The 19,700-nt window shown below is 53.5% G+C and carries 16 protein-coding genes; all 16 read left to right on the top strand.

Going from position 1 to position 19,700, the window contains the following annotated elements; translation table 11 throughout:
* The first annotated feature begins 95 nt into the window (after positions 1-95).
* Complete coding sequence (locus tag AB9F29_RS03935) at positions 96-1,040, top strand: carbohydrate ABC transporter permease (RefSeq protein WP_369754665.1); 945 nt, start codon at positions 96-98, stop codon at positions 1,038-1,040.
* A 1-nt stretch (position 1,041) separates the two neighbouring features.
* Positions 1,042-1,884 carry a carbohydrate ABC transporter permease gene (locus AB9F29_RS03930; protein ID WP_335585938.1) on the top strand — a complete coding sequence of 281 codons (843 nt, stop codon included), beginning with the start codon at positions 1,042-1,044 and terminating at the stop codon, positions 1,882-1,884.
* Between the two features lie 30 nt (positions 1,885-1,914).
* Positions 1,915-3,117 (top strand): sugar ABC transporter substrate-binding protein, encoded by a 1,203-nt coding sequence (locus AB9F29_RS03925; protein WP_335585939.1) that lies wholly within the window; start codon positions 1,915-1,917, stop codon positions 3,115-3,117.
* A gap of 80 nt (positions 3,118-3,197) precedes the next feature.
* The gene (locus tag AB9F29_RS03920; protein ID WP_369754664.1) at positions 3,198-4,295 is read left to right on the top strand and encodes an ABC transporter ATP-binding protein; all 1,098 of its coding nucleotides are present in this window, start codon (positions 3,198-3,200) and stop codon (positions 4,293-4,295) included.
* Positions 4,292-5,428, top strand: coding sequence for a Gfo/Idh/MocA family oxidoreductase (locus AB9F29_RS03915; protein ID WP_335585941.1), 1,137 nt, complete (start codon positions 4,292-4,294; stop codon positions 5,426-5,428). Before AB9F29_RS03920 ends, AB9F29_RS03915 begins: the two co-directional genes overlap by 4 nt.
* A gap of 2 nt (positions 5,429-5,430) precedes the next feature.
* Positions 5,431-6,429: an SIS domain-containing protein gene (locus AB9F29_RS03910; RefSeq protein ID WP_369754663.1), complete on the top strand. Its 999-nt coding sequence runs from the start codon at positions 5,431-5,433 to the stop codon at positions 6,427-6,429.
* Positions 6,426-7,493 (top strand): tagatose-bisphosphate aldolase, encoded by a 1,068-nt coding sequence (locus AB9F29_RS03905; RefSeq protein WP_369754662.1) that lies wholly within the window; start codon positions 6,426-6,428, stop codon positions 7,491-7,493. Before AB9F29_RS03910 ends, AB9F29_RS03905 begins: the two co-directional genes overlap by 4 nt.
* On the top strand, positions 7,490-8,440 hold the full coding sequence (locus AB9F29_RS03900) for an ROK family protein (RefSeq protein ID WP_335585944.1): 951 nt from the start codon (positions 7,490-7,492) through the stop codon (positions 8,438-8,440). Before AB9F29_RS03905 ends, AB9F29_RS03900 begins: the two co-directional genes overlap by 4 nt.
* Entirely contained in the window at positions 8,440-9,570 is a 1,131-nt protein-coding gene (nagA, locus tag AB9F29_RS03895) for an N-acetylglucosamine-6-phosphate deacetylase (protein WP_369754661.1), read from the top strand. Before AB9F29_RS03900 ends, nagA begins: the two co-directional genes overlap by 1 nt.
* A gap of 4 nt (positions 9,571-9,574) precedes the next feature.
* Positions 9,575-10,303, top strand: coding sequence for a copper homeostasis protein CutC (locus AB9F29_RS03890; protein ID WP_369754660.1), 729 nt, complete (start codon positions 9,575-9,577; stop codon positions 10,301-10,303).
* A gap of 391 nt (positions 10,304-10,694) precedes the next feature.
* Positions 10,695-13,814 carry a calcium-binding protein gene (locus AB9F29_RS03885; RefSeq protein ID WP_369754659.1) on the top strand — a complete coding sequence of 1,040 codons (3,120 nt, stop codon included), beginning with the start codon at positions 10,695-10,697 and terminating at the stop codon, positions 13,812-13,814.
* Positions 13,815-13,933: 119 nt separating this feature from the next.
* Complete coding sequence (locus AB9F29_RS03880; RefSeq protein ID WP_369754658.1) at positions 13,934-14,626, top strand: GntR family transcriptional regulator; 693 nt, start codon at positions 13,934-13,936, stop codon at positions 14,624-14,626.
* Positions 14,616-16,028 (top strand): glucuronate isomerase, encoded by a 1,413-nt coding sequence (gene uxaC / locus AB9F29_RS03875; protein WP_369754657.1) that lies wholly within the window; start codon positions 14,616-14,618, stop codon positions 16,026-16,028. Before AB9F29_RS03880 ends, uxaC begins: the two co-directional genes overlap by 11 nt.
* The gene (gene uxuA / locus AB9F29_RS03870; protein WP_369754656.1) at positions 16,025-17,263 is read left to right on the top strand and encodes a mannonate dehydratase; all 1,239 of its coding nucleotides are present in this window, start codon (positions 16,025-16,027) and stop codon (positions 17,261-17,263) included. The genes uxaC and uxuA overlap by 4 nt, the downstream gene beginning before the upstream one ends.
* Complete coding sequence (locus tag AB9F29_RS03865) at positions 17,229-18,683, top strand: mannitol dehydrogenase family protein (protein ID WP_369754655.1); 1,455 nt, start codon at positions 17,229-17,231, stop codon at positions 18,681-18,683. Before uxuA ends, AB9F29_RS03865 begins: the two co-directional genes overlap by 35 nt.
* Before the next feature lie 108 nt (positions 18,684-18,791).
* Positions 18,792-19,646, top strand: a complete 855-nt coding sequence (gene yghU, locus AB9F29_RS03860; RefSeq protein ID WP_369754654.1) for a glutathione-dependent disulfide-bond oxidoreductase — start codon at positions 18,792-18,794, stop codon at positions 19,644-19,646.
* Positions 19,647-19,700 lie beyond the last annotated feature (54 nt).

Raw genomic sequence — 19,700 nt, 5'->3', positions numbered from 1 at the left:
GATGTCGCGCCTTTTGGTATTAAAACTGTAGAAATATTGACACCTTTTGGTATTGTTAGAGAACGCCTCTGATTCGTTGAGGTGTATCTGGGGGGATGAAATTGACAGTTGCCACGAATGTTCCAAATGAAGTGTACGCGCCTGAAGTGAAGCGGCGCAGCGTTATCTCGGAAAGCCTTTTTGCATGGCTTCTTGTGGGGCCTGCGATGATTTTCATTGGGGTGATCGTTGCGTGGCCTCTGGTCGAGACCGTCCGTCTATCCTTTATGGAGGCGGGCTTGGGCGGCGAGAAATACATCGGGACGGCCAACTACGAAGAATTACTCGCCAGCAGGAAGTTTCACCAAACGATTGTGCGGACGTTTTATTGGATGTTCCTCTCGGTGGCGCTCAAATTGGTGCTGGGAATGATTGGGGCGGTGCTGTTGAATGCCGCCGTGCCGGGGCGCGCGTTGTTTCGGGTTTTGGTCATGCCGCCTTGGGTTATTCCAATCGCGATTGGCTGTATTGGCTGGTTGTGGCTGTACAACGGGTATTTCGGCGTTCTGTCTGGGCTGGCTCAAAGGGTTGGGTTGACGGACGGGCCGTTTGAATTCTTGGCCTATAAATCCTCGGCGTTTTATTCGGCGATTGTGACGGATGTTTGGGTGGGCGTTCCTATGGTTACGCTGTTTTTCCTAGCGGCCATGCAGGGTGTGAATCGTGATCTCTATGAGGCCGCATGGGTGGATGGGGCAGGGCGTTGGTATCGCTTCCGTCGCATCACGATCCCGCAAATTATGCCTGTGATTGTGTCGATGTCGCTCTTGTCCGCGATCTTCACGTTCAACAGTTTTGAGATCATCTGGATCTTGACCGAGGGTGGCCCTCGTAGCGCGACGACGACCCTGATTGTGGACACCTATAAAACCGCCATTGGCAATTATAAATTCGGCGAAGGTTCGGCGCGGGCGGTGATTATTGTGTTGCTGCTGGGGACATTCTCGCTGGGATACTTGTTCTTCCTGAACAAGGTGAACAAGAAATATGGGGTGAAGTAAGATGATGGACCGTTACACAAAGCTACAAATGGTTGGCATCTATTTCAGTATCACGCTTTTCCTGATCTTCATGCTGCTGCCGTTCTTTGAGATGTTTATGACGTCGCTGCGCCCCTTGGAGCATCTTTTCCGCAGCCCTTACCAATTCTGGTCCGATGACTTCAGCTTTGATGCCTATAAGCAAATGTGGATCACGGTGCCTCTGCTCGGACGTTATATCTTTAACTCGATCTTCATTGCATCGTCGGTGACGGCAATCACGATGTTCTTCGTCATTCCAGCGTCTTATGCTTATGCGCGGCTCAAGTTTCCGTTCAAAAACCTCTCGCTATCCATCTTTTTGGGAGTAAACATGTTTACGGGAGCGGTCCTCTTGATCCCACTCTATCGGGTGCTGCGCAGCCTTGGCTTGCTCAACACCTATTGGGCGATGATTGTTCCGGGTGTGGCGTTCTTGATCCCGACGGGTATCTGGCTGTTGCGCTCCTACTTGGAGAAAATTCCGCGCGAATTGGAGGAGGCAGCGTTTGTCGATGGCGCGTCCCGCATGTATACTCTGCGCCGTGTGGTCTTGCCGCTGGCGACCCCAGGATTGATCGTTGTGGGCGTGGCCGTGTTTATCGGCGCCTATGCCCAGCAATTCCTCTTCGCAATCACATTCAACCAGACCCGCGAACTGCAACCCTTGCCTGCGGGCCTCTACGAATTCATCGGTTATCAATCGGTGACTTGGAACGAAATGATGGCCGCTGCCTTGGTGGGTGTGTTGCCTGTCATGGTCATCTTCTTGTTCCTGCAAAAATACCTCGTCGCTGGTCTCACAGCAGGCGCGGTCAAAGAATAATAAAAAGTTCAACCTAGGGAGACTACAAAAATGAAATCAATGAAAATTACACTCGGGGCTTTGCTACTGTCTGGCACAGCTATGGCGGCACAGGCCGATGAGGAACTGCACTTCATCATGTGTGGCGGCGAAGTGCGCGAGGCCGATCAGGCCGTTGTCGACAAGTTTGTGGCTGACCACGATGGCGTGACGGTAAACCTTGAAGCGGTGCCATGGGGGACATGCCAAGACAAATCCCTGACGTTGGCCGCTGCGGGCGATCCGCCTTCTGTGGCTTATATGGGCTCACGAACATTGCGCCAATTGGCCAATAACGACCTGATCGTTCCTGCGAACATCGATCCTGCCACGCCTTACCAACCTGGTGTTTTGAACACTGTGACGATTGAAGGAACCGCTTGGGGCTACCCACACGCGTTCTCGACAAAAGCGCTTTATATGAATTGTGACCTGATCGAAGCGTCCGGCCAAACCTGCGCCGCACCTGCGACTTGGGACGACCTTTATGCTTTGGCCGAAGGGGTTGTGAACAACACTGACGCCGCGGGCATTGGCCTTGCAGGTAAAGACTTCGACAACACAATGCACCAGTTCCTGAATTACCTCTATTCCAATGGCGGTGCGGTGGTTGATCCCGTAACGGGCGCAAACATGCTCGACAGCGAGCAAACACGCGAAACCCTTGCGTTCTATGGTAAACTTGTGAACGTTTCGCAAGACGGCCCAACGGCTTGGGAACGCGATCAGCTCAAAGATCTGTTCAACGACAACAAGATCGCGATGTATATCTCGGGTCCTTGGGGTTACGGACAGCACAACGAGAGCATCAACCAAATGGTTGCTCCTATTCCCGCAGGTCCATCGGGCGTAAGCGGCACAATCCTGATCACAGACTCGATCGTTGTGTTCAAAGGCTCTGGCCACGAAGAATTGGCGCAAGAATTGGCCCAAGCCATTACCTCTGGTGACAGCCAGTACGACCTCGACAGCACGTGGGGCCTGACACCGATCCTTGACTATGCAGCTTTGGGGAAAACCGATTTGTACTACGCCGATGGCATGTGGCCCACGTTCACTGCCTCGATTGCCACAGGTGGACCAGAGCCGCTGGTTGAAGATTTCAAATCGTTGCAATCCGTATTCACAAATATGGTTCAGGGCATCATCCTTGAGGATGATACCGTTGAAAACCTTGTGACCATCGCGGGTGTTGAACTCGACGACGCTCTTTAAGAGTTGTCTCTTGTTGGGCGGCCCACGTGGCCGCCCACATTACTTTTCCCTTCTTACCTTTACGATAGGACGCATGCGCCATGGCTACGCTTGACCTGAATGCAATCAGTAAATCTTTTGGCACAGCGAAAGTGCTGCACAACATCAGTCTCGCGATCAAAGACAAGGAGTTCGTTGTTTTTGTGGGCCCGTCTGGCTGTGGTAAATCCACCTTGCTGCGGATCATTGCAGGCCTCGAAGAGGCGACCAGTGGCGAAATTATCATCGAAGGCAAGGACGTTAGCAAAGCGCATCCGGTGGATCGGGGCATTTCGATGGTGTTTCAGTCCTATGCGCTTTACCCGCACCTCACGGTATTTGAAAACATCGCCTTCCCGCTGCGGGTTCAAAAAATATCCGGCTCCGAACTCAACGACCGCGTAGGCCGTGCTGCCGAAACTCTGCAACTCACGGATAAGCTTCAACTCAAACCCGGGCAGCTTTCGGGTGGCCAGCGCCAGCGTGTCGCCATCGGGCGCTCGATTGTACGTAACCCCAAAGTGTTCCTGTTTGATGAGCCGCTCTCAAACCTAGATGCCGCTTTGCGTGGCGACATGCGGGTGGAACTGAGCCAGTTACACCGTCAACTCGATGCAACCATGGTTTATGTGACCCACGATCAGGTCGAAGCGATGACGATGGCCGACCGCATTGTTGTATTAAACGCGGGGCGTGTTGAGCAATTTGGCTCGCCTATGGAATTGTATCACCACCCCGCCACGAAATTTGTCGCGAGCTTCATCGGTCAGCCGAATATGAATTTCATTCCTGCCGAGGTTCTTTCCGTAAAGGACGGGCTGTCGGTCCTTTTGGAAGGCGGTCACAAAATGACTCTCCCCGTGAACACCAGCACCGTACACGTCGGCGACCGCGTTGAGGTGGGTATTCGCCCCGAGAATGTCGCTCTCGGCGAGAGCGGTTTAGACGTAAACGTGCGCGTCCTTGAACGCTTGGGCGGGGTGTCGATCACTCATGGCACTGTGGGCTACGGAACTCGGTTTAGTGCGTCGCTACCGGGAGATGTGCCCATCATTGAAGGCAAAAATATCATCCTGTCGATCAACCCACAGGATTGCCATGTGTTTGACGCTCAAGGCGATGTCTTGCGCCGCCAATCCGCACCGGAACTCGTATCATGAGAGTTGTAACTGCAGGTATTGGGCTTCGCGCTGGGCATGTTCTTTCGATCTTGAAAGAGTCCATGCCGGAAATTGAATTCGTCGGGTATTTCGATCCACAACCGACCTATCTTCATATGATCGGCGAGGATGTGCCGCGGTTTGATGACGTGGCCGATATGCTGGCCCAAACCAAGCCGGATTTGTTTTTTGTCGGGTCGCCCAACAGCTTCCACCTGGAGCATATCAAGCTCGGCCTTGCGGCGGGTGTGCGGATTTTCACCGAGAAACCCGTCGTGACCACCAAAGATGACACGATGGAATTGGCCCAGCTTCTGGCGCAATACGGTATCGATCAAGTGATGGTTGGCCTTGTGCTGCGCTACTCGCAACATATGGTGGATTTGCGCGCCATTCTGGACCGCTTGGGGCCGATCACCTCGCTTGAGGCGAACGAGCATATCGCGCCCTATCACGGTGCGTTCTTTATGCGCGATTGGCGGCGGATGATAAAATGGTCGGGCGGGTTTATGCTCGAAAAATGCTGCCACGACATTGATATTTATAACATGGTCACGGGCTCTCGTCCGACGCGGGTGGCAAGTTTTGGTGGCCGCAAATCCTTTGTTCCCGAATTTGCACCCACGTCAAACACCGAGAACGAGATCATGCATCGCAAAACCAGTGCATGGGAGAGCGTTCCTGATGCCTTCCATTCGGATGGCGATATCATCGACTATCAAACCGCGATTTTGCAATATGAAACGGGCGCGAGTTTGGCCTTTCATACCAATCTGAACACGCCCGACGAGCATCGGCGTTTCTGTGTGATGGGGGCGCTGGGCATGGCCGAAGGCGACTTCGTACGCGGCTATCTCAAGGCCACCGCGCGCGACGGGGAAACAATTGCCGATCATGACTATACCAAGGGCGACCCTGCGAAAATGTCGGCGCATTACGGCGCGGATCATATGATGGTCAGCGATATCGCAGCGTTTTTGCGCGGTGAAACCAAAAGCTTACCTGTGGGCGTTGTTGATGCGCTTGAAGCGGGGCTTGTGGCAATGGCTTTGGATCAGGCCCGCGTTGCGGGTGGAATAGTAGATTTGTCCGAAACTTGGGCGGAATTTGACAGTTGGAAATTAAGGGCATGAGCATGGAACACGTAATCGCAGGCCAACATATGGCCAAAGAAACCGCTCAGGCGCGGGATGTTTTCTGCCGCGCCGCGTCACAAGCCGTTGATGTTGCGTCCTTGGTCGACACCAATGCGATTTACACGATTGCGCGTGGTTCCTCTGACGCGGCGGCCAATATCCTGTCGTATGAGATGATGCGCGAGTTGAGCATTCCTGTGACCTCCCTTCCGCCGTCGGTCTTTTCCGTCGGGCAGGGCGTTCAAATGGACGGCGCTTCGGTTCTTGTGATTTCGCAATCGGGTGCGAGTGATGATTTGGTGCGTTCGGCCAAAGGGGCTGCCGCGCACGGCGCCTCGGTGGTTGCCATCACAAATCAGCCCAACTCAGCAGTAGAAGTCGCCGCGCATACGACGGTAGCGATTGGCGCGGGACCAGAGCTTGCGGTCCCAGCGACGAAAACCGTTGTCGGGTCCATTGGCGCTGGGATGGCACTGCTCTCGTCACTTAGCCCTACTTACCGCGAACGTGCGCAAGCTTCTGTGGAAACCCTTAAGACCGCGACGACCATTCATCCTCGCTCCGAAGCGCTCAAGTCTGCTTTGCTGCGGGCGCGAAATATCTATGTGATTGGCCGTGATACGGGTTATGGCACTGCGATCGAGACTTCGCTGAAACTTAAGGAATGTTGTGCTTTGCATGCGGAGGCTTACTCGTCGTCTGAAGTGCTGCACGGCCCGCTTGAACTCGCGACAAACCCGCTTATGGTCCTGATCTTGGACACGGGTTTGCCCAGCACAAAAGACAGTTTGGACCAAGCCGAGGCGCGGTTTCGCGGCGTTGGTTGTGATGTGCATCGCATCTGTCCCGCCGATGTTGGGGTTGAGGGATTGACCCCTGCGGCGAGTGCCGCGCTCCTCCTGACGCTCATGTATTCGGTGATTTTAGAAACCGCATTGGCGCTGGGTTTGAACCCTGATGCACCGACCACTCTTTCAAAGGTAACACAAACCACATGACTGATTTGAACGCCCTTGGCCGCTGGGCCACATGGACCGAAATCCATCAGCAACCCGATATTTGGCGCGATTGGGGCCAAGCATTGGACATGGCGGGTCTGCGCGCTTGGATCGCGTCACTGGATGTTGAGGAAGTTTGGTTTTGTGGTGCGGGGACAAGCTCTTATATCGGGGATATCGTCGCGGCGGGCTTGGAGGGGAAGCGGTTTCGGTCCGTTCCGACCACAGATATTGTCAGCCGTCCGCAGGCGTTTTTGTCGGGCGTTCGCCCACTTGTTGTCAGTTTTGGACGCTCTGGCAATAGCACCGAAAGCATCGGAACATTGGACGCGTTAGATGCCCTAGCACCGACTGCGCCACGTTTACATATCACCTGTAATCGCGATGGCGCATTGGCCACGCGGCCCAGTTCGGGGCCACTCAAGGTTATTGTATTGCCAGATGCGACCCATGACGCGGGTTTCGCCATGACCAGCAGTTTTTCCACAATGCTTTTAACCACATTGGCGCTGTTTGATGCGCCCTGTGATGTGGCAGAACGGTTCGCGGCCTTGTCGTATCAGTTGCGCGGGCTCTTACCTTTGATGGGCGCGGAGACGCCTCTCCCTGAGCGCGCGGTTTATGTAGGATCGGGGGCGTTGGCCTTCGCCGCCCGTGAAGCTGCGCTCAAAGTTATGGAACTGTCTGCGGGACAAATCCCTGCGCTCTGGGATAGTTCGCTTGGGTTTCGCCACGGTCCAAAATCCTTCGTGACCGATACTACGGCGATCACGGTTTTCGTCAGCCCAGAATCCCCTGCAAATGCCTATGATATGGACCTTGTTGCAGAGCTGCGCAGTCAGTTCCCCAGAGCACGCGTGCAGGCCGTTGGAGTTGGCGGCGACCTTGATATTGCTATGCCGTTTGGGGCAGTTTGGGCTGCTCCGTTGTGTGTGGCATCCGCGCAAATCGCTGGGGTGCAATGGGCCGAAGCTTTGGGCCTGAATGTTGATGACCCTTTCACTGGTCGCGGCACGCTTAGTCGTGTAGTTGCGGGCGTAAAGCTATATCCGGTGGTGAAATGAGAGCAGCAGGCATAGATTTGGGGGGCACCAAGATCGAACTCCAAGTTTTTGGCGACGATTGGGAGGTTGTCGCGCGCAAACGTGTGCCGACCCCGCAAACCTATGACGCGCTTATTGCGGCTTTAGCGGGGCTTGTGACGTGGACTGATACCCAAGCTGGCTATCAGGTTCCGCTGGGAATTGGCGCGGCGGGCTTGATCAATCCTGCGACGGAATTGGCGCTTACGGCCAACCTTTGTGCAACGGGGCGTCCCCTTCATCGGGATGTTGAACGCGCGGCGGGGCGTGAGGTTGTTTTCATCAACGACTGTCGTGCTTTGGCTCTTTCGGAATCGATTTTTGGCGCGGGAAAAGGGCATCGGACGGTCATGTCCCTGATCTTGGGAACGGGAGTTGGCGGCGGCGTTGCCATTGGAGGCGACATCCATGCGGGTCCCACGATGACCGGTGGCGAATTTGGCCATATGTCAGCGCCTGCGCACCTTGTGGAGCAATACGGTTTGCCCATCGTGCAATGTGGCTGTGGACGTCGTGGTTGTAGCGAGACTTATATTGCGGGTCCGGGAATGAGCCGAATTGCCGAAACGATCATGGGGGCACGCGTAAGCCCGCCAGACATTATCGCACAACGTGCAACGGATCTGTTGGCGCAACGCGTTTGGGAGATTTGGTGTGCCTTTACAGCAGATCTTCTGTGCAACCTTACTTTGGCTGTTGATCCAGATGTGATCGTCATTGGTGGTGGCCTGTCCAAAATTGACGGTGCGATTGAAGCGCTCACGGCGGCGACCCAAAACGCTCAATTTGGCGACTTTGCCATACCTGCGATTGTTTTGGCGCAGGGCGGTGATGCGAGTGGCGCACGCGGTGCGGCCTATGCTGGCTTTCAGCATCAACAGGCGCAGGCGTTTGATCTTGGTACTTCTGAACACGCGAAGGGGGAATGATGGCGTTTTGGTTGCAACCAGAAAAGCTTTTTACAGGGCATGAGATTTTGACACATGCAAGCCTACGTGTTGAAGCAGGGGTCATTGTTGAAGTTACATCGGACCCTTTGCCCAAAGCTGAATACGCGCGGCCAATTAAGGGGCTTGTAACGCCAGGATTTGTGGATTTGCAAGTCAACGGTGGCGGAGATGTCCTTTTAAATCAGACGCCGACACGTGAAGGAATGCAGACGATTGCCGAGGCGCATCGCCGTTTTGGCACGGTTGCGATCATGCCCACGGTCATCACCGATGGGCCGGACGTGATGGATGCTGTGGCCAAGGCTGCGGTGACAGCACAGGGCGATCGAAGCATTATGGGGCTGCATATTGAGGGGCCCCATATTTCGCTGGAACGGCGCGGAACGCATCTGGGCGCGTTCGTTAGGCCCATGGATGAGCGCACCCTTTCGGTTGTGGCGCGGCTTCGCAAAGCGGGCATTCCTGTAATGATTACTCTCGCACCTGAAGCCACAAAACCTGAGTATATCTCGCAACTTGCGGCTCTGGGTGCGGTTGTTTCCCTTGGGCACACGGCGGCCACGGCAGAGCAAATGGCGGTGGCGATCAAGGCCGGCGCGCGCTGTGCGACGCATTTGTTTAATGCCATGTCGCCGATGCTCGGACGTGAGCCGGGGGCGGTCGGGTCGGTTATCAATTCCGACCTCTATTCTGGAATTATCTGCGATGGCTTCCATGTCGCTGACGAAATGATCGGGCTTGCCGTTCGCGCACGCCCCATACGCGACCGTATGTTTCTGGTTTCCGATGCTATGGCTACTGTTGGTGGCCAAGATCATTTCGAACTTTACGGAAAGAATATTTACCTGCGCGAAGGCATGTTGGTCAACTCGGAAGGCAGCCTTGCGGGTGCGCATGTGACTCAAGCCGAGGGCGTGAAACGTTTGGTTGAGCGCACAGGAACGCCCCTCCTTGAGGCGCTGAAAATGGCGACTTCGACACCTGCTGCCTGTATGGGGTTGCCGCATTTAGGGCAGCTTGATGGGCGCGTTTTAGAGGATGTTCTGGTCTTGCGCGATGATTTGACAGTGCGAGGAACCTTGGCGGAATTTACTGGCGAATTGGTTTAAACTGATGGAGGCCAACGCCCTTAAGCTCGAAGTTTGCATTGACACGCCTGAGGGGTTGCAAGCCTGTCAAAACGGCGTGGACACTATCGAGCTATGCAGTGCTTTGGCCGTTGGCGGGCTGACGCCATCTGCGGGGCAGATATCCTTGGCGCGCACCAGTTTCGTGCCTGTGCATGCCATGATCCGGCCTCGGGCTGGGAGTTTTATTTATTCACCCCATGAGATTGACGTCGCTCTAGGTGATATTGACGCCGTTAGATCGGCGGAATTGGCTGGGATTGTCATCGGAGCTTCAACGGCGGAGGCGATGCTTGATTTACCTGTCCTCAACAAGATGATCGCCGCTTCGGGCAGCCTTATCCGAACCCTCCACCGTGTGATTGATACGTTAGATGACCCCTTTGTTGCGTTGGATCAAGCAATTGACCTTGGCTTTTCGCGCATTTTGACCTCGGGCAGTTCTTTCAATGCGCAAGACGGTATGGCGTGTTTGCGCAAACTTCAGGAACGCGCGCGAGGGCGCATTGAAATCGTGGCTGGGAGTGGTGTGAGCGCGCGCAATATCCTAGAGATCGGACATGCAACCGGCGTGCGATCCTTTCATGCGTCTTGTAGCAGCCCTGTGGAGCAAGACAAGACCACGGTAGGCTTTGGTTTCGCACCTGAATTTATGAATAAAACCGATCCCCAGAAGATCAAGCAGTTGCGAAGCGTCCTCGACGCCGCGGCCTAGAACGGACCGGTCGCGTTCTCGTTGGGTGATTTTGCCCGACATTAATCATCCAATTTATCGGTTAAAATGAGCCTAATTGTCGGAACTTTGATCCCGAGAAGGTCCAGATAGGGCGATTTCCCCAGTTATTGTCAGTAAAATTAGGCAGAAATACTTCCAGTTTGGTTCACTTTTTTCAAAGCGGTCAGAAACAAGCCGTCTTGGCTAATATTCCGATAATTTGAATGAAATGCCACGAATTCGCTTTGGTGTTGTTAATACATTTTTAGATTTCCACAACGAATAATGCCTTCGCATGGGCCATCTGGCGCTGTGATTGTTGTCTCGGGCACAGAACACTCCAGTTCCGGCAAGCAACAATTCGGATCGAATTCCTGCAGGGGTATTGAAGATGGCAGTGAGAACTATGGATGCACCTGATGCCGATTTCTCGCGGTTACTTTATGATTTCGCCCCATTGAAAGCCATTCCTAAAACAGGCACGCCAAGTGAGCAAGTTGAGGCCGGTGAGAGCGTGAGCGGCAATACTTTCACGCTCGACAGCGACTCTGTGGCCGCAGGAAACCATGTATTTGAGGGCGGCGACGGTTTTGACGTTCTCAAACTTATGGGTAGTGAAGCGTCCACCACTATTTCCCATACACTTAGTGACAATACTCTCGTCTCTATTGATTACTTGGAAATCTCGGATCCGGGGATCGGAAGTACGCGAGAAGTCTTTTTAAGTGGGGATCAATTTGGGGTCGGAATATCACTTACTGCAGAAATAAACGTAGACGGATGGGGGGATTCTTATGAAAAAATCTACATCCAAATGGGGAGTCAGGCGAGCTTAGACCTCTCAAATCTGTGGTTTTCTGGAACAGTTTCGACGTTGAGTTTATTTGTTACGGGAGCTTCCGTTGCGGATTTCATTGTTGGGACAAGGCTGAACGATACGATCAATGGGAACGGCGGTGATGACGCAATCTGGGGTGGCGTTGGATACGACACACTCAATGGCGGAAGCGGCCAAGACATCATCGAAGGCGGCAGAAACGGAGATACACTCGACGGTGGTGAGGGCGTTGATATCTTAAGTTATGCGGGTTCAAATTCTTCTGTTGTCGTAGATTTGGAAAGCGAAACAAGCTCCGGAGGCGACAGCGAGGGCGATGTTTATGTTGGGTTCGAGAGTGTTTTAGGAACGGGTTACGATGATGAACTTAGCGGCGACAGTGGAAGCAATGTTTTATGGGGTGGGAATGGTGCTGATACCCTTACTGGGCGTCGCGGTGTTGATGCGTTAATGGGTCAAGGGGGCCGTGATCTCCTCAATCACGCGGGTTTTATTCTTGGCGAGGGAGACGATGATGTTGGCGAAGTTTTTGATGGCGGTGACGACGACGACTGGCTTCTATTAGGGGGGCTAGGTTCACTGGAACACGCGCTCGACAATGACACATTGGTTTCGATCGAGAGTGTTGTTTTTGGCGCGGGCAATACCACGGGGACACGGACACTTCGTTTGAATGCGGATCAATTCGGCGCGGGGATATCCTCTACGGCGGAATTTATTTTAGATAGCCATGCGAACACGCAGGAAATAACAAGAGTAGCGATGGGAAATATCACCTTTCTCACCCTAGCGGGAATTACGGTTTTTGATGCTAACGACGCCTATACCCACACGTTTCTAATAAGCGGAGACAGCAGTGACGAAACGATTATTGGGTCACAAGGTGGTGACTTCATACACGGCGGTGAAGGCGATGACGTTCTTGAAGGAGGAGCAGGGGCGGATACGTTGGATGGCGGAGGCGGCCAAGACGTCCTGAGCTATTTCACATCCTCAACCAGTGTGAATATCAATCTTGAAACGGGCGTTGCGAGTGGTGGTGATGCTGACGGAGATGTGATCATTGGTGGCACCTTTGCAGGGCTTATTGGATCACTTCATGCCGATATTTTGACCGGCGATGCGCAAAACAACTTTATGTTCAGTTCGGGCGGAGGCGACGCGATGGACGGTGGTGCGGGGTCAGACTGGGTTTTATATTTGAGGGCTACGATGGGGGTGACCGTCGAGCTGGATGATCCGAGCGAAAACACAGGTGCGGCAAATGGGGATACTTATACCTCGATCGAAAACGTGCAGGGAACTGCCTTTGATGACTATTTGGGCGGCGACGAAGCCGCAAACCAACTTAAAGGTGATGCCGGTCATGATTCCCTTTACGGCCATGGGGGAAACGATATCCTCCTTGGGGGCATAGGCAACGATATTCTCTTTGGCGGCCAAGGTGAAGATTCTCTATTGGGGGATCATGGGGATGACACTCTATCAGGCGGTAGCGGTGGGGATGATCTTAATGGCGGCGAAGGCGACGATTGGGCTTCATATTTTGGTGCATTGGCAGGGGTCCGAGCGGATTTACTGAGCGCTGCAGCCAATACAGGTGAGGCTGAGGGCGACTCCTACACACTGATTGAGAATCTGATTGGCAGTGATTATGACGACATGCTTTTTGGCGACAATGGCGCCAACACCCTAGTAGGGCATGGTGGGATCGACCAGCTTTTCGGGCGTTCCGGAGATGACCAATTATTTGGCAATTACGGTGATGATTTGCTTTCTGGAGAGGATGGGAATGACCGCTTGAGCGGAGGCCAAGGTGCAGACACGCTTATTGGGGGATCAGGAAATGATACTGCCCTTTATACCCAAGCAGCTTCTGCGCTTCGAGCAGACCTTTTCTATGTGGCCGCCAATTCCGGAGATGCCACCGGCGACACCTATTCCAGCATCGAAAACCTCGTTGGGACTGCCTTTAACGACCTTTTGCTGGGCGACAACATTGCCAACAGTCTTTGGGGGGGAGCGGGGCATGATACCGTCTATGGGCGCGATGGGGATGACCATCTCTTTGGTGGCCTTGGTAACGATACTTTGTCGGGTAATATGGGTAATGACAGTCTGAATGGCGGCCTCGGGGCGGATGCGCTTATTGGTGGCTGGGGAGTTGATATAGCGGACTATTCCAGCGCATCTAGCGGTCTGCGCGCGGACCTCTATTATGAAATTGCCAACACTGGCGAGGCTACGGGTGACACTTATTCTTCGGTCGAGAATATAATGGGGACTGCCTTTAACGACCTTTTGCTGGGCGACAACAATGCCAACAGTCTTTGGGGGGGAGCGGGGCATGATACCCTCTATGGGCGCAGTGGAGACGACTTTCTCTTTGGTGGTCTTGGTGACGATACTTTGTCGGGTAACCTGGGAAATGACACATTGCACGGCGGCGCTGGTGTTGACACCTTTGTGTTTGCCACGGGTACAGGCTCTGATACCATTTCCGACTTCTCTATCAATGTCGACATTGTCGCAATTGGTGCGGGCGCGCGTCAATTCAGCGATCTGACACTTACGCGGTTTGGTGACGACACCATCGTACAATTTTCCAATACGACTATAATATTGCGCGACGTTCTTCCAGCAGAGCTAGACGCAAATGATTTTGTCTTCTAGAGCACTAAAAAGCGGAAATATCCTATAAATGTACGTGGGCGGGGTTTGCGGATGTGGGTATCTTGTGCTGCTTGTGTTCATGTATACATGAGTGCTAAGAAGGGGCGAAGTGAGGTCGTATGTCCCAAAGTATTCATATCCGTTCGCCAGAGAGGCTGTTGGACTCCGAGATTGATCGGTCGCGTCCAATCGGCGCGCAGATCTATGATATTGTGCGCCTGAATATTATCGTTGAGTGTTTGAAGCCTTCAACCCCCATCAACGAAACCGATCTCAGCCAATGGTTTGGTGTCAGCCGGACTCCCGTGCGCGAAGCCTACTTGCGGTTGATCGACGAGGGATTAATCCACGCAAAAAGCAAGGTTGGCACAATAGTCGCTCCCATTGATGCAGCGCGGGTCCGCGAAGGGATTATTATCCGCCGATCGCTAGAGCGCGAGGTCGTCAAACAAATCTGCGAAAGAGACGTGGATTTACGGACGTTAGATGCCAGTGTCGCATTGCAGCGGGTTGCGGTTTCCCATGACGACCACATCGAATTTTTCAAACGCGACGAGGAATTTCACGAGGCCCTGGCGGAGTTGGCAGGCATCCCTTCCGCGTGGCGTCTTGCGCATTCCGTCAAGGCCCACACCGATCGTGCGCGTATCATGCTTACCGCAAATTTGCCGCTGCGGATTAATGTTGCCTTTGGCGAGCATTTGGAAATCATCAAAGCTTTACGCGTCAAAGATAGCGAGTTGGCGCAGGCCCTAATTAATAGACACATCAATTCAGCCTTTGAAGCAGTAGGAGACAACAGTGCTCAATGAAAATCGTTTTTTCCCCGTTGAGGCAACGACACGCGCGATAGCACAGCGGTTGTTCCATGAAATAGAGGCATTGCCCCTCATTTGCCCACATGGCCACACGGACCCGAGTTGGTTTTCGGGCAATGCGCCTTTTGCAGACCCTGCACGGCTTTTGATCGTTCCGGATCACTATATCGTCCGCATGATGGTTTCACAGGGGATACCCCATTCCGCTATGGGCGTTCCCACGCTGGATGGCGCAGCATTTGAAATGGACAGCCGCAAAATTTGGCGTTTATTCGCAGAAAATTATACTCTGTTTCGCTCTACGCCCGTGCGCCATTGGATGGACTATACTTTGGAAAATCAATTTGGCATTGAAGCGCCTTTGCGTCCTGAAATAGCCGACGCTGCTTATGATCAAATTTCCGAGAAGTTGAACCAAGAAGCCTACCGCCCGAGAGCCCTTTATGAGGCTTTCAATATTGAAGTTCTTGCCACAACGGATTCCTGTCTTGATGACCTAGCACATCACAACAGTATCGCAGAGAGTGCATGGAGCGGGCGGGTTGTGCCCACCTATCGACCAGACGCTGTGACAAATCCCGATATCTCTGGCTTTGTTGAAAATATTGAGCGTTTCGGAGAAATTACCGGTGAAAACGCCGCGACATGGGACGGGCTTCTGCGCGCACATCAAAAACGTCGACAGGACTTTATCAAGGCGGGGGCCACGGCCACCGACCATGGTCACCCCAGTGCGACAACCTGCGATTTCACTCAACAAGCCTGCCGCGATCTATATGCGGACATCCTTGCGCAAACTGCGACCGAAGATCAAAAAGAGATGTTCCGCGGGCAGATGCTAACCGAGATGGCAAGGCTGAGTGTTGAAGACGGGTTGGTTATGCAAATTCATCCCGGATCTGACAGAAATCACAGCCCGCATGTCTTTAAGCGATACGGGTCGGATAAGGGGTTTGATATACCGAAGCGGGTGAATTTTGTCGAAGCTCTCAAACCGTTGCTCAATATCTTGGGGCACGAAAAGAACCTGAGTATTATCCTGTTTACCTTGGATGAATCAACCTATGCGCGGGAACTGGCGCCTCTTGCGGCTGCCTATCCTTGCCTCAAGCTTGGGCCGGCGTGGTGGTTTTCGGACAGTCCAGACGGCATGATGCGCTACCGAAATCTTACGACGGAAACTGCGGGATACTATAACACCGTGGGATTTAACGATGACACGCGCGCGTTCCCGTCCATTCCCGCGCGTCACGATATGGCTCGCCGCGTGGATTGCGCGTATCTAGCGACCCAAGTTGCCGAGCACCGTTTGCTGGAAGATGAAGCTGTCGAAGTGGCGATTGATCTCGCGTATCGATTGGCAAAACGAACATATGGATATGAGGATTTGGTATGAAGCAGACGTGGAGATGGTTTGGGCCAAAGGATTGCACCCTGATCGAAGAAATCGAGCAAGCGGGGGCAACGGGCGTTGTCAGCGGCTTGCACCACGTACCAAACGGCGAAGTTTGGACCCGTGCGGAAATAGAGAAACGACAAGCTGAAATTGCGACCCGCAGTGATGGCACGCCGTCGTCCCTCAAGTGGGATGTCGTTGAAAGCCTGCCTGTATCCGAGGATATTAAAAAACAAGACGGAGCATGGCGCGCCCATCTTGAAGCTTACAAAACCAGTCTCGAAAATCTCGCGGAGGCGGCCATCAAAACGGTTTGTTACAACTTTATGCCGATATTGGATTGGACCCGCACCGATTTGGCGTGGCGTCTGGATAATACCGCAACCTGTATGCGATTTGATCTGATTGATTTCGCGGCGTTTGACATCTTCATTCTCGATCGTGCCGACGCGGCAAGCGATTTCCCCGCCGAAGTGGTTGAGGCCGCAACCGCGCGCCATGCCACTATGCTGGATGCGGACAAACAGGCGCTCATGGCGAATATTGTGATGGGCCTTCCTGGGGCGAACCAAGAACTGACTTTTGACGATTTCAAAACCCTGCTTGGCTCCTATTCCGACATTACATCCGAGCGTTTGAAGTCCAATCAATACACCTTCCTCAGGGAAGTTCTGCCGACAGCCGAGCGCCTTGGAATGCGGCTTTGCTGCCATCCGGATGATCCGCCGTTCTCGCTGCTTGGCTTACCGCGCGTCATGTCGACGGAACAGGATTATGCCGAATTGATTGCCGCTGTGGATAGTCCGGCGAATGGTATTACCTTGTGTAGTGGATCGCTTGGTGTGCACCCGCAGAACGATTTGGCGGGGATGATGCGTCGGCTCGGCCCTCACGTGCATTTCCTGCATCTGCGCAACGTTCAACGCGAGAGCGACATGTTTCCCGGTTCTTTTTACGAAGCAGAACATTTGGGCGGGAGCACCGATATGGTCGCCTTGATTGCGGCGGTTCTGTCTGAAGAAAAACGCCGTCGAGCGGAAGGCCGTGAAGATTGGAATATCCCCATGCGCCCTGACCACGGTCACGAGATGGTCGATGATTTTAAGCGCCCTCAACAGCCGGGTTATCCCGTTACGGGGCGTCTGCGCGGCTTGGCGGAATTGCGCGGGGTGATTGCTGCATTGTCCTCGGATTTCGCAAATGTCTCTACAGATGCGCGTGACAATAATGCATAGCGAACCTTGCGCGTATGATCCAAGCGCGTCGGATGTCGGGATTGTTCATATCGGGATTGGCGCGTTCCATCGTGCGCACCAAGCGGTCTATACAGACAGTGTTCTCGCTAAAAATGGCGGCGATTGGCGCATTCTGGGGGTCAGTTTGCGCAGCACAGAGGTCGCTGACGCAATGAACGCTCAAGAGGGGCGTTATACCCTTGTTGTTCGCTCCGATCAGCGTGGCGAGCCGCCGGTTTTTCGCGAAATTGGCAGTGTCGCCAGTGTTCTCGCGGGCCAACGGGGCGTGGCACCGATCTTAGATGCGATGACGCGGCCTCAGACCCGTATTGTCAGTTTGACGATTACCGAGAAAGCCTATGGTGTCGATCTTTCGACTGGGCAACTGAACCTTGCCGATCCGCAGATCGCAAAGGATTTGGCAAACCCCGAATTGCCCACGGGGGCCATCGGCCTCATCACCCGCGCCCTTGCTGTGCGTCGTGCCTCGGGGACGGCCCCGTTCACGGTCCTTTCGTGCGATAACTTGCCCAATAATGGCGCTCTGGTCCGGGCAGGGGTTCTGGAGTTTGCCCACCGCGTGGACCCAGATTTGGCCTCGTGGATTTCGGTTCATGTACGGTTTCCATCGACAATGGTAGACCGGATTACACCCGCCAGTTCGGACAGTTTTTTTGCCGAGGTGGAGCAGGCTTTGGGCCATCCCGATCTCGCCGCTGTTGAAACGGAACCGTTTAGCCAGTGGGTGATCGAAGATGATTTCTGTAATGGCCGCCCTGCATGGGAAGATGCGGGGGCTATCTTGGTTCAAGATGTTGAGCCTTTTGAGAAAATGAAGCTTCGTATGCTCAATGGTGCCCACTCAATGCTGGCCTATGCGGGCTATTTGTCGGGCTGTACGTATGTGCGCGATGTCATGGATAATCCAAAGCTTGCCAAGAAGGTTGCCGCGCATTTGCAGGCTGCGAGCGAGACCCTAACTCCCCTCGAAGGTGTTGATTTTAACAACTACGCGGCGGAGCTGATAAAACGATTTGGCAATCCCAACATCGCGCATGAAACCTATCAAATTACGATGGATGGAACCCAGAAAATGCGCCAGCGGATTTTCGAGCCCGCAGCGGAAGTCTTGGAAAAGGGGGGCGACATAGATACGTTTGCTTTTGCGACCGCATGTTGGATCAGATACGCTTCGGGACGCCATGATAGTGGCACAGAGTACGCTTTGCGTGACCCTCGTGAGGAAGAGTTGGCAGATGTTTATGCAGCGCATGGCCAAAATGCCGAGTCCTTGGTGAAAGATATCTTTGCACTGCCAAATTTACTTCCAGCCGCTGTCGCAAAATCCGAAACATTTGCGAAAAACGTCACGCAACACCTTCAAAAAATTAGGGCGCACGGCGTGTTGGCCGCGATTTAGCACAATAATACTGCTTTATCATCGGCTTCCCCTCATAATGCACTCCAAGGTTCTTGTACTTTGGCGATGAAGTATTACGTGTCACCGTCAACGTTAGCGGAGAATGAAATGACATATACCCCCCCCCAAGTTTGGACGCCGGACACTGAAAATGGCGGAAAGTTCGCAAGTATCAACCGTCCGATTTCTGGGGCAACCCATGACAAAGAGCTTAGAGTGGGGAAACATCCGTTCCAACTTTACTCGCTTGCGACACCTAATGGCGTCAAAGTCACGGTGATGTTCGAGGAGCTTCTTGAGGCGGGCTTTACAGGCGCGGAATACGACGCGTGGTTAATCAATATTCAAGAGGGCGATCAATTCGGAAGCGGGTTTGTCGACATCAACCCCAACTCCAAAATTCCCGCTTTGTTGGATACAGCCACGGGGACACGCGTGTTTGAGAGTGGCGCAATTCTGCTCTATCTCGCTGAAAAATTCGGAGCATTCCTGCCCAAAGAACCCGCCGGACGGGCTGAAGCCTTGAATTGGCTGTTCTGGCTACAAGGCTCCGCACCCTATCTCGGCGGCGGTTTCGGGCATTTCTATGCTTACGCTCCTGAAAAGTTTGAGTATCCGATCAATCGTTTTGCTATGGAAACCAAGCGCCAATTGGATGTTCTTGACAAAAACCTTGCCGATCGACAATTTCTTGCGGGCGACGAATACACCATTGCGGATATCGCGACGGCTCCGTGGTATGGCGCGTTGGTTAAGGGGCTCGTGTATGACGCTGCGGAATTCCTTGACGTTGAAAGCTACAAGAACCTCAACCGTTGGACAAACGAGATTTATGATCGTCCCGCGTTCCAGCGTGGCAAAATGGTTAACCGTGCGTGGGGTGAGCCTTCGGAACAATTGCTAGAGCGGCATGACGCGAGCGATTTTACGACGTCCACACAGGATAAAATCGCTGCCGAATAGGCCCGATTTCATGAAGACAGACCGCTCAGGGGGAAATAGCCTTGGGCGGTCTTT

Origin of the sequence: Falsihalocynthiibacter sp. S25ZX9 (assembly GCF_041205405.1) — a bacterium.
GTDB lineage: Bacteria > Pseudomonadota > Alphaproteobacteria > Rhodobacterales > Rhodobacteraceae > Falsihalocynthiibacter > Falsihalocynthiibacter arcticus.
The sequence above is the reverse complement of the archived record's forward strand: the minus strand, read 5'-3'. Positions and strand labels throughout refer to the sequence as shown.

Bases quoted from the DNA above. Each gene is read 5' to 3' on its own strand.
- AB9F29_RS03915 (WP_335585941.1), top strand. From the start codon at position 4,292: ATGAGAGTTGTAACTGCAGGTATTGGGCTTCGCGCTGGGCATGTTCTT.
- AB9F29_RS03935 (WP_369754665.1), top strand. From the start codon at position 96: ATGAAATTGACAGTTGCCACGAATGTTCCAAATGAAGTGTACGCGCCT.
- AB9F29_RS03920 (WP_369754664.1), top strand. From the start codon at position 3,198: ATGGCTACGCTTGACCTGAATGCAATCAGTAAATCTTTTGGCACAGCG.
- AB9F29_RS03910 (WP_369754663.1), top strand. From the start codon at position 5,431: ATGGAACACGTAATCGCAGGCCAACATATGGCCAAAGAAACCGCTCAG.
- AB9F29_RS03900 (WP_335585944.1), top strand. From the start codon at position 7,490: ATGAGAGCAGCAGGCATAGATTTGGGGGGCACCAAGATCGAACTCCAA.
- AB9F29_RS03905 (WP_369754662.1), top strand. From the start codon at position 6,426: ATGACTGATTTGAACGCCCTTGGCCGCTGGGCCACATGGACCGAAATC.
- nagA (WP_369754661.1), top strand. From the start codon at position 8,440: ATGGCGTTTTGGTTGCAACCAGAAAAGCTTTTTACAGGGCATGAGATT.
- AB9F29_RS03865 (WP_369754655.1), top strand. From the start codon at position 17,229: ATGTCTCTACAGATGCGCGTGACAATAATGCATAGCGAACCTTGCGCG.
- yghU (WP_369754654.1), top strand. From the start codon at position 18,792: ATGACATATACCCCCCCCCAAGTTTGGACGCCGGACACTGAAAATGGC.
- uxuA (WP_369754656.1), top strand. From the start codon at position 16,025: ATGAAGCAGACGTGGAGATGGTTTGGGCCAAAGGATTGCACCCTGATC.
- AB9F29_RS03885 (WP_369754659.1), top strand. From the start codon at position 10,695: ATGGCAGTGAGAACTATGGATGCACCTGATGCCGATTTCTCGCGGTTA.
- AB9F29_RS03890 (WP_369754660.1), top strand. From the start codon at position 9,575: ATGGAGGCCAACGCCCTTAAGCTCGAAGTTTGCATTGACACGCCTGAG.
- AB9F29_RS03925 (WP_335585939.1), top strand. From the start codon at position 1,915: ATGAAATCAATGAAAATTACACTCGGGGCTTTGCTACTGTCTGGCACA.
- AB9F29_RS03930 (WP_335585938.1), top strand. From the start codon at position 1,042: ATGATGGACCGTTACACAAAGCTACAAATGGTTGGCATCTATTTCAGT.
- AB9F29_RS03880 (WP_369754658.1), top strand. From the start codon at position 13,934: ATGTCCCAAAGTATTCATATCCGTTCGCCAGAGAGGCTGTTGGACTCC.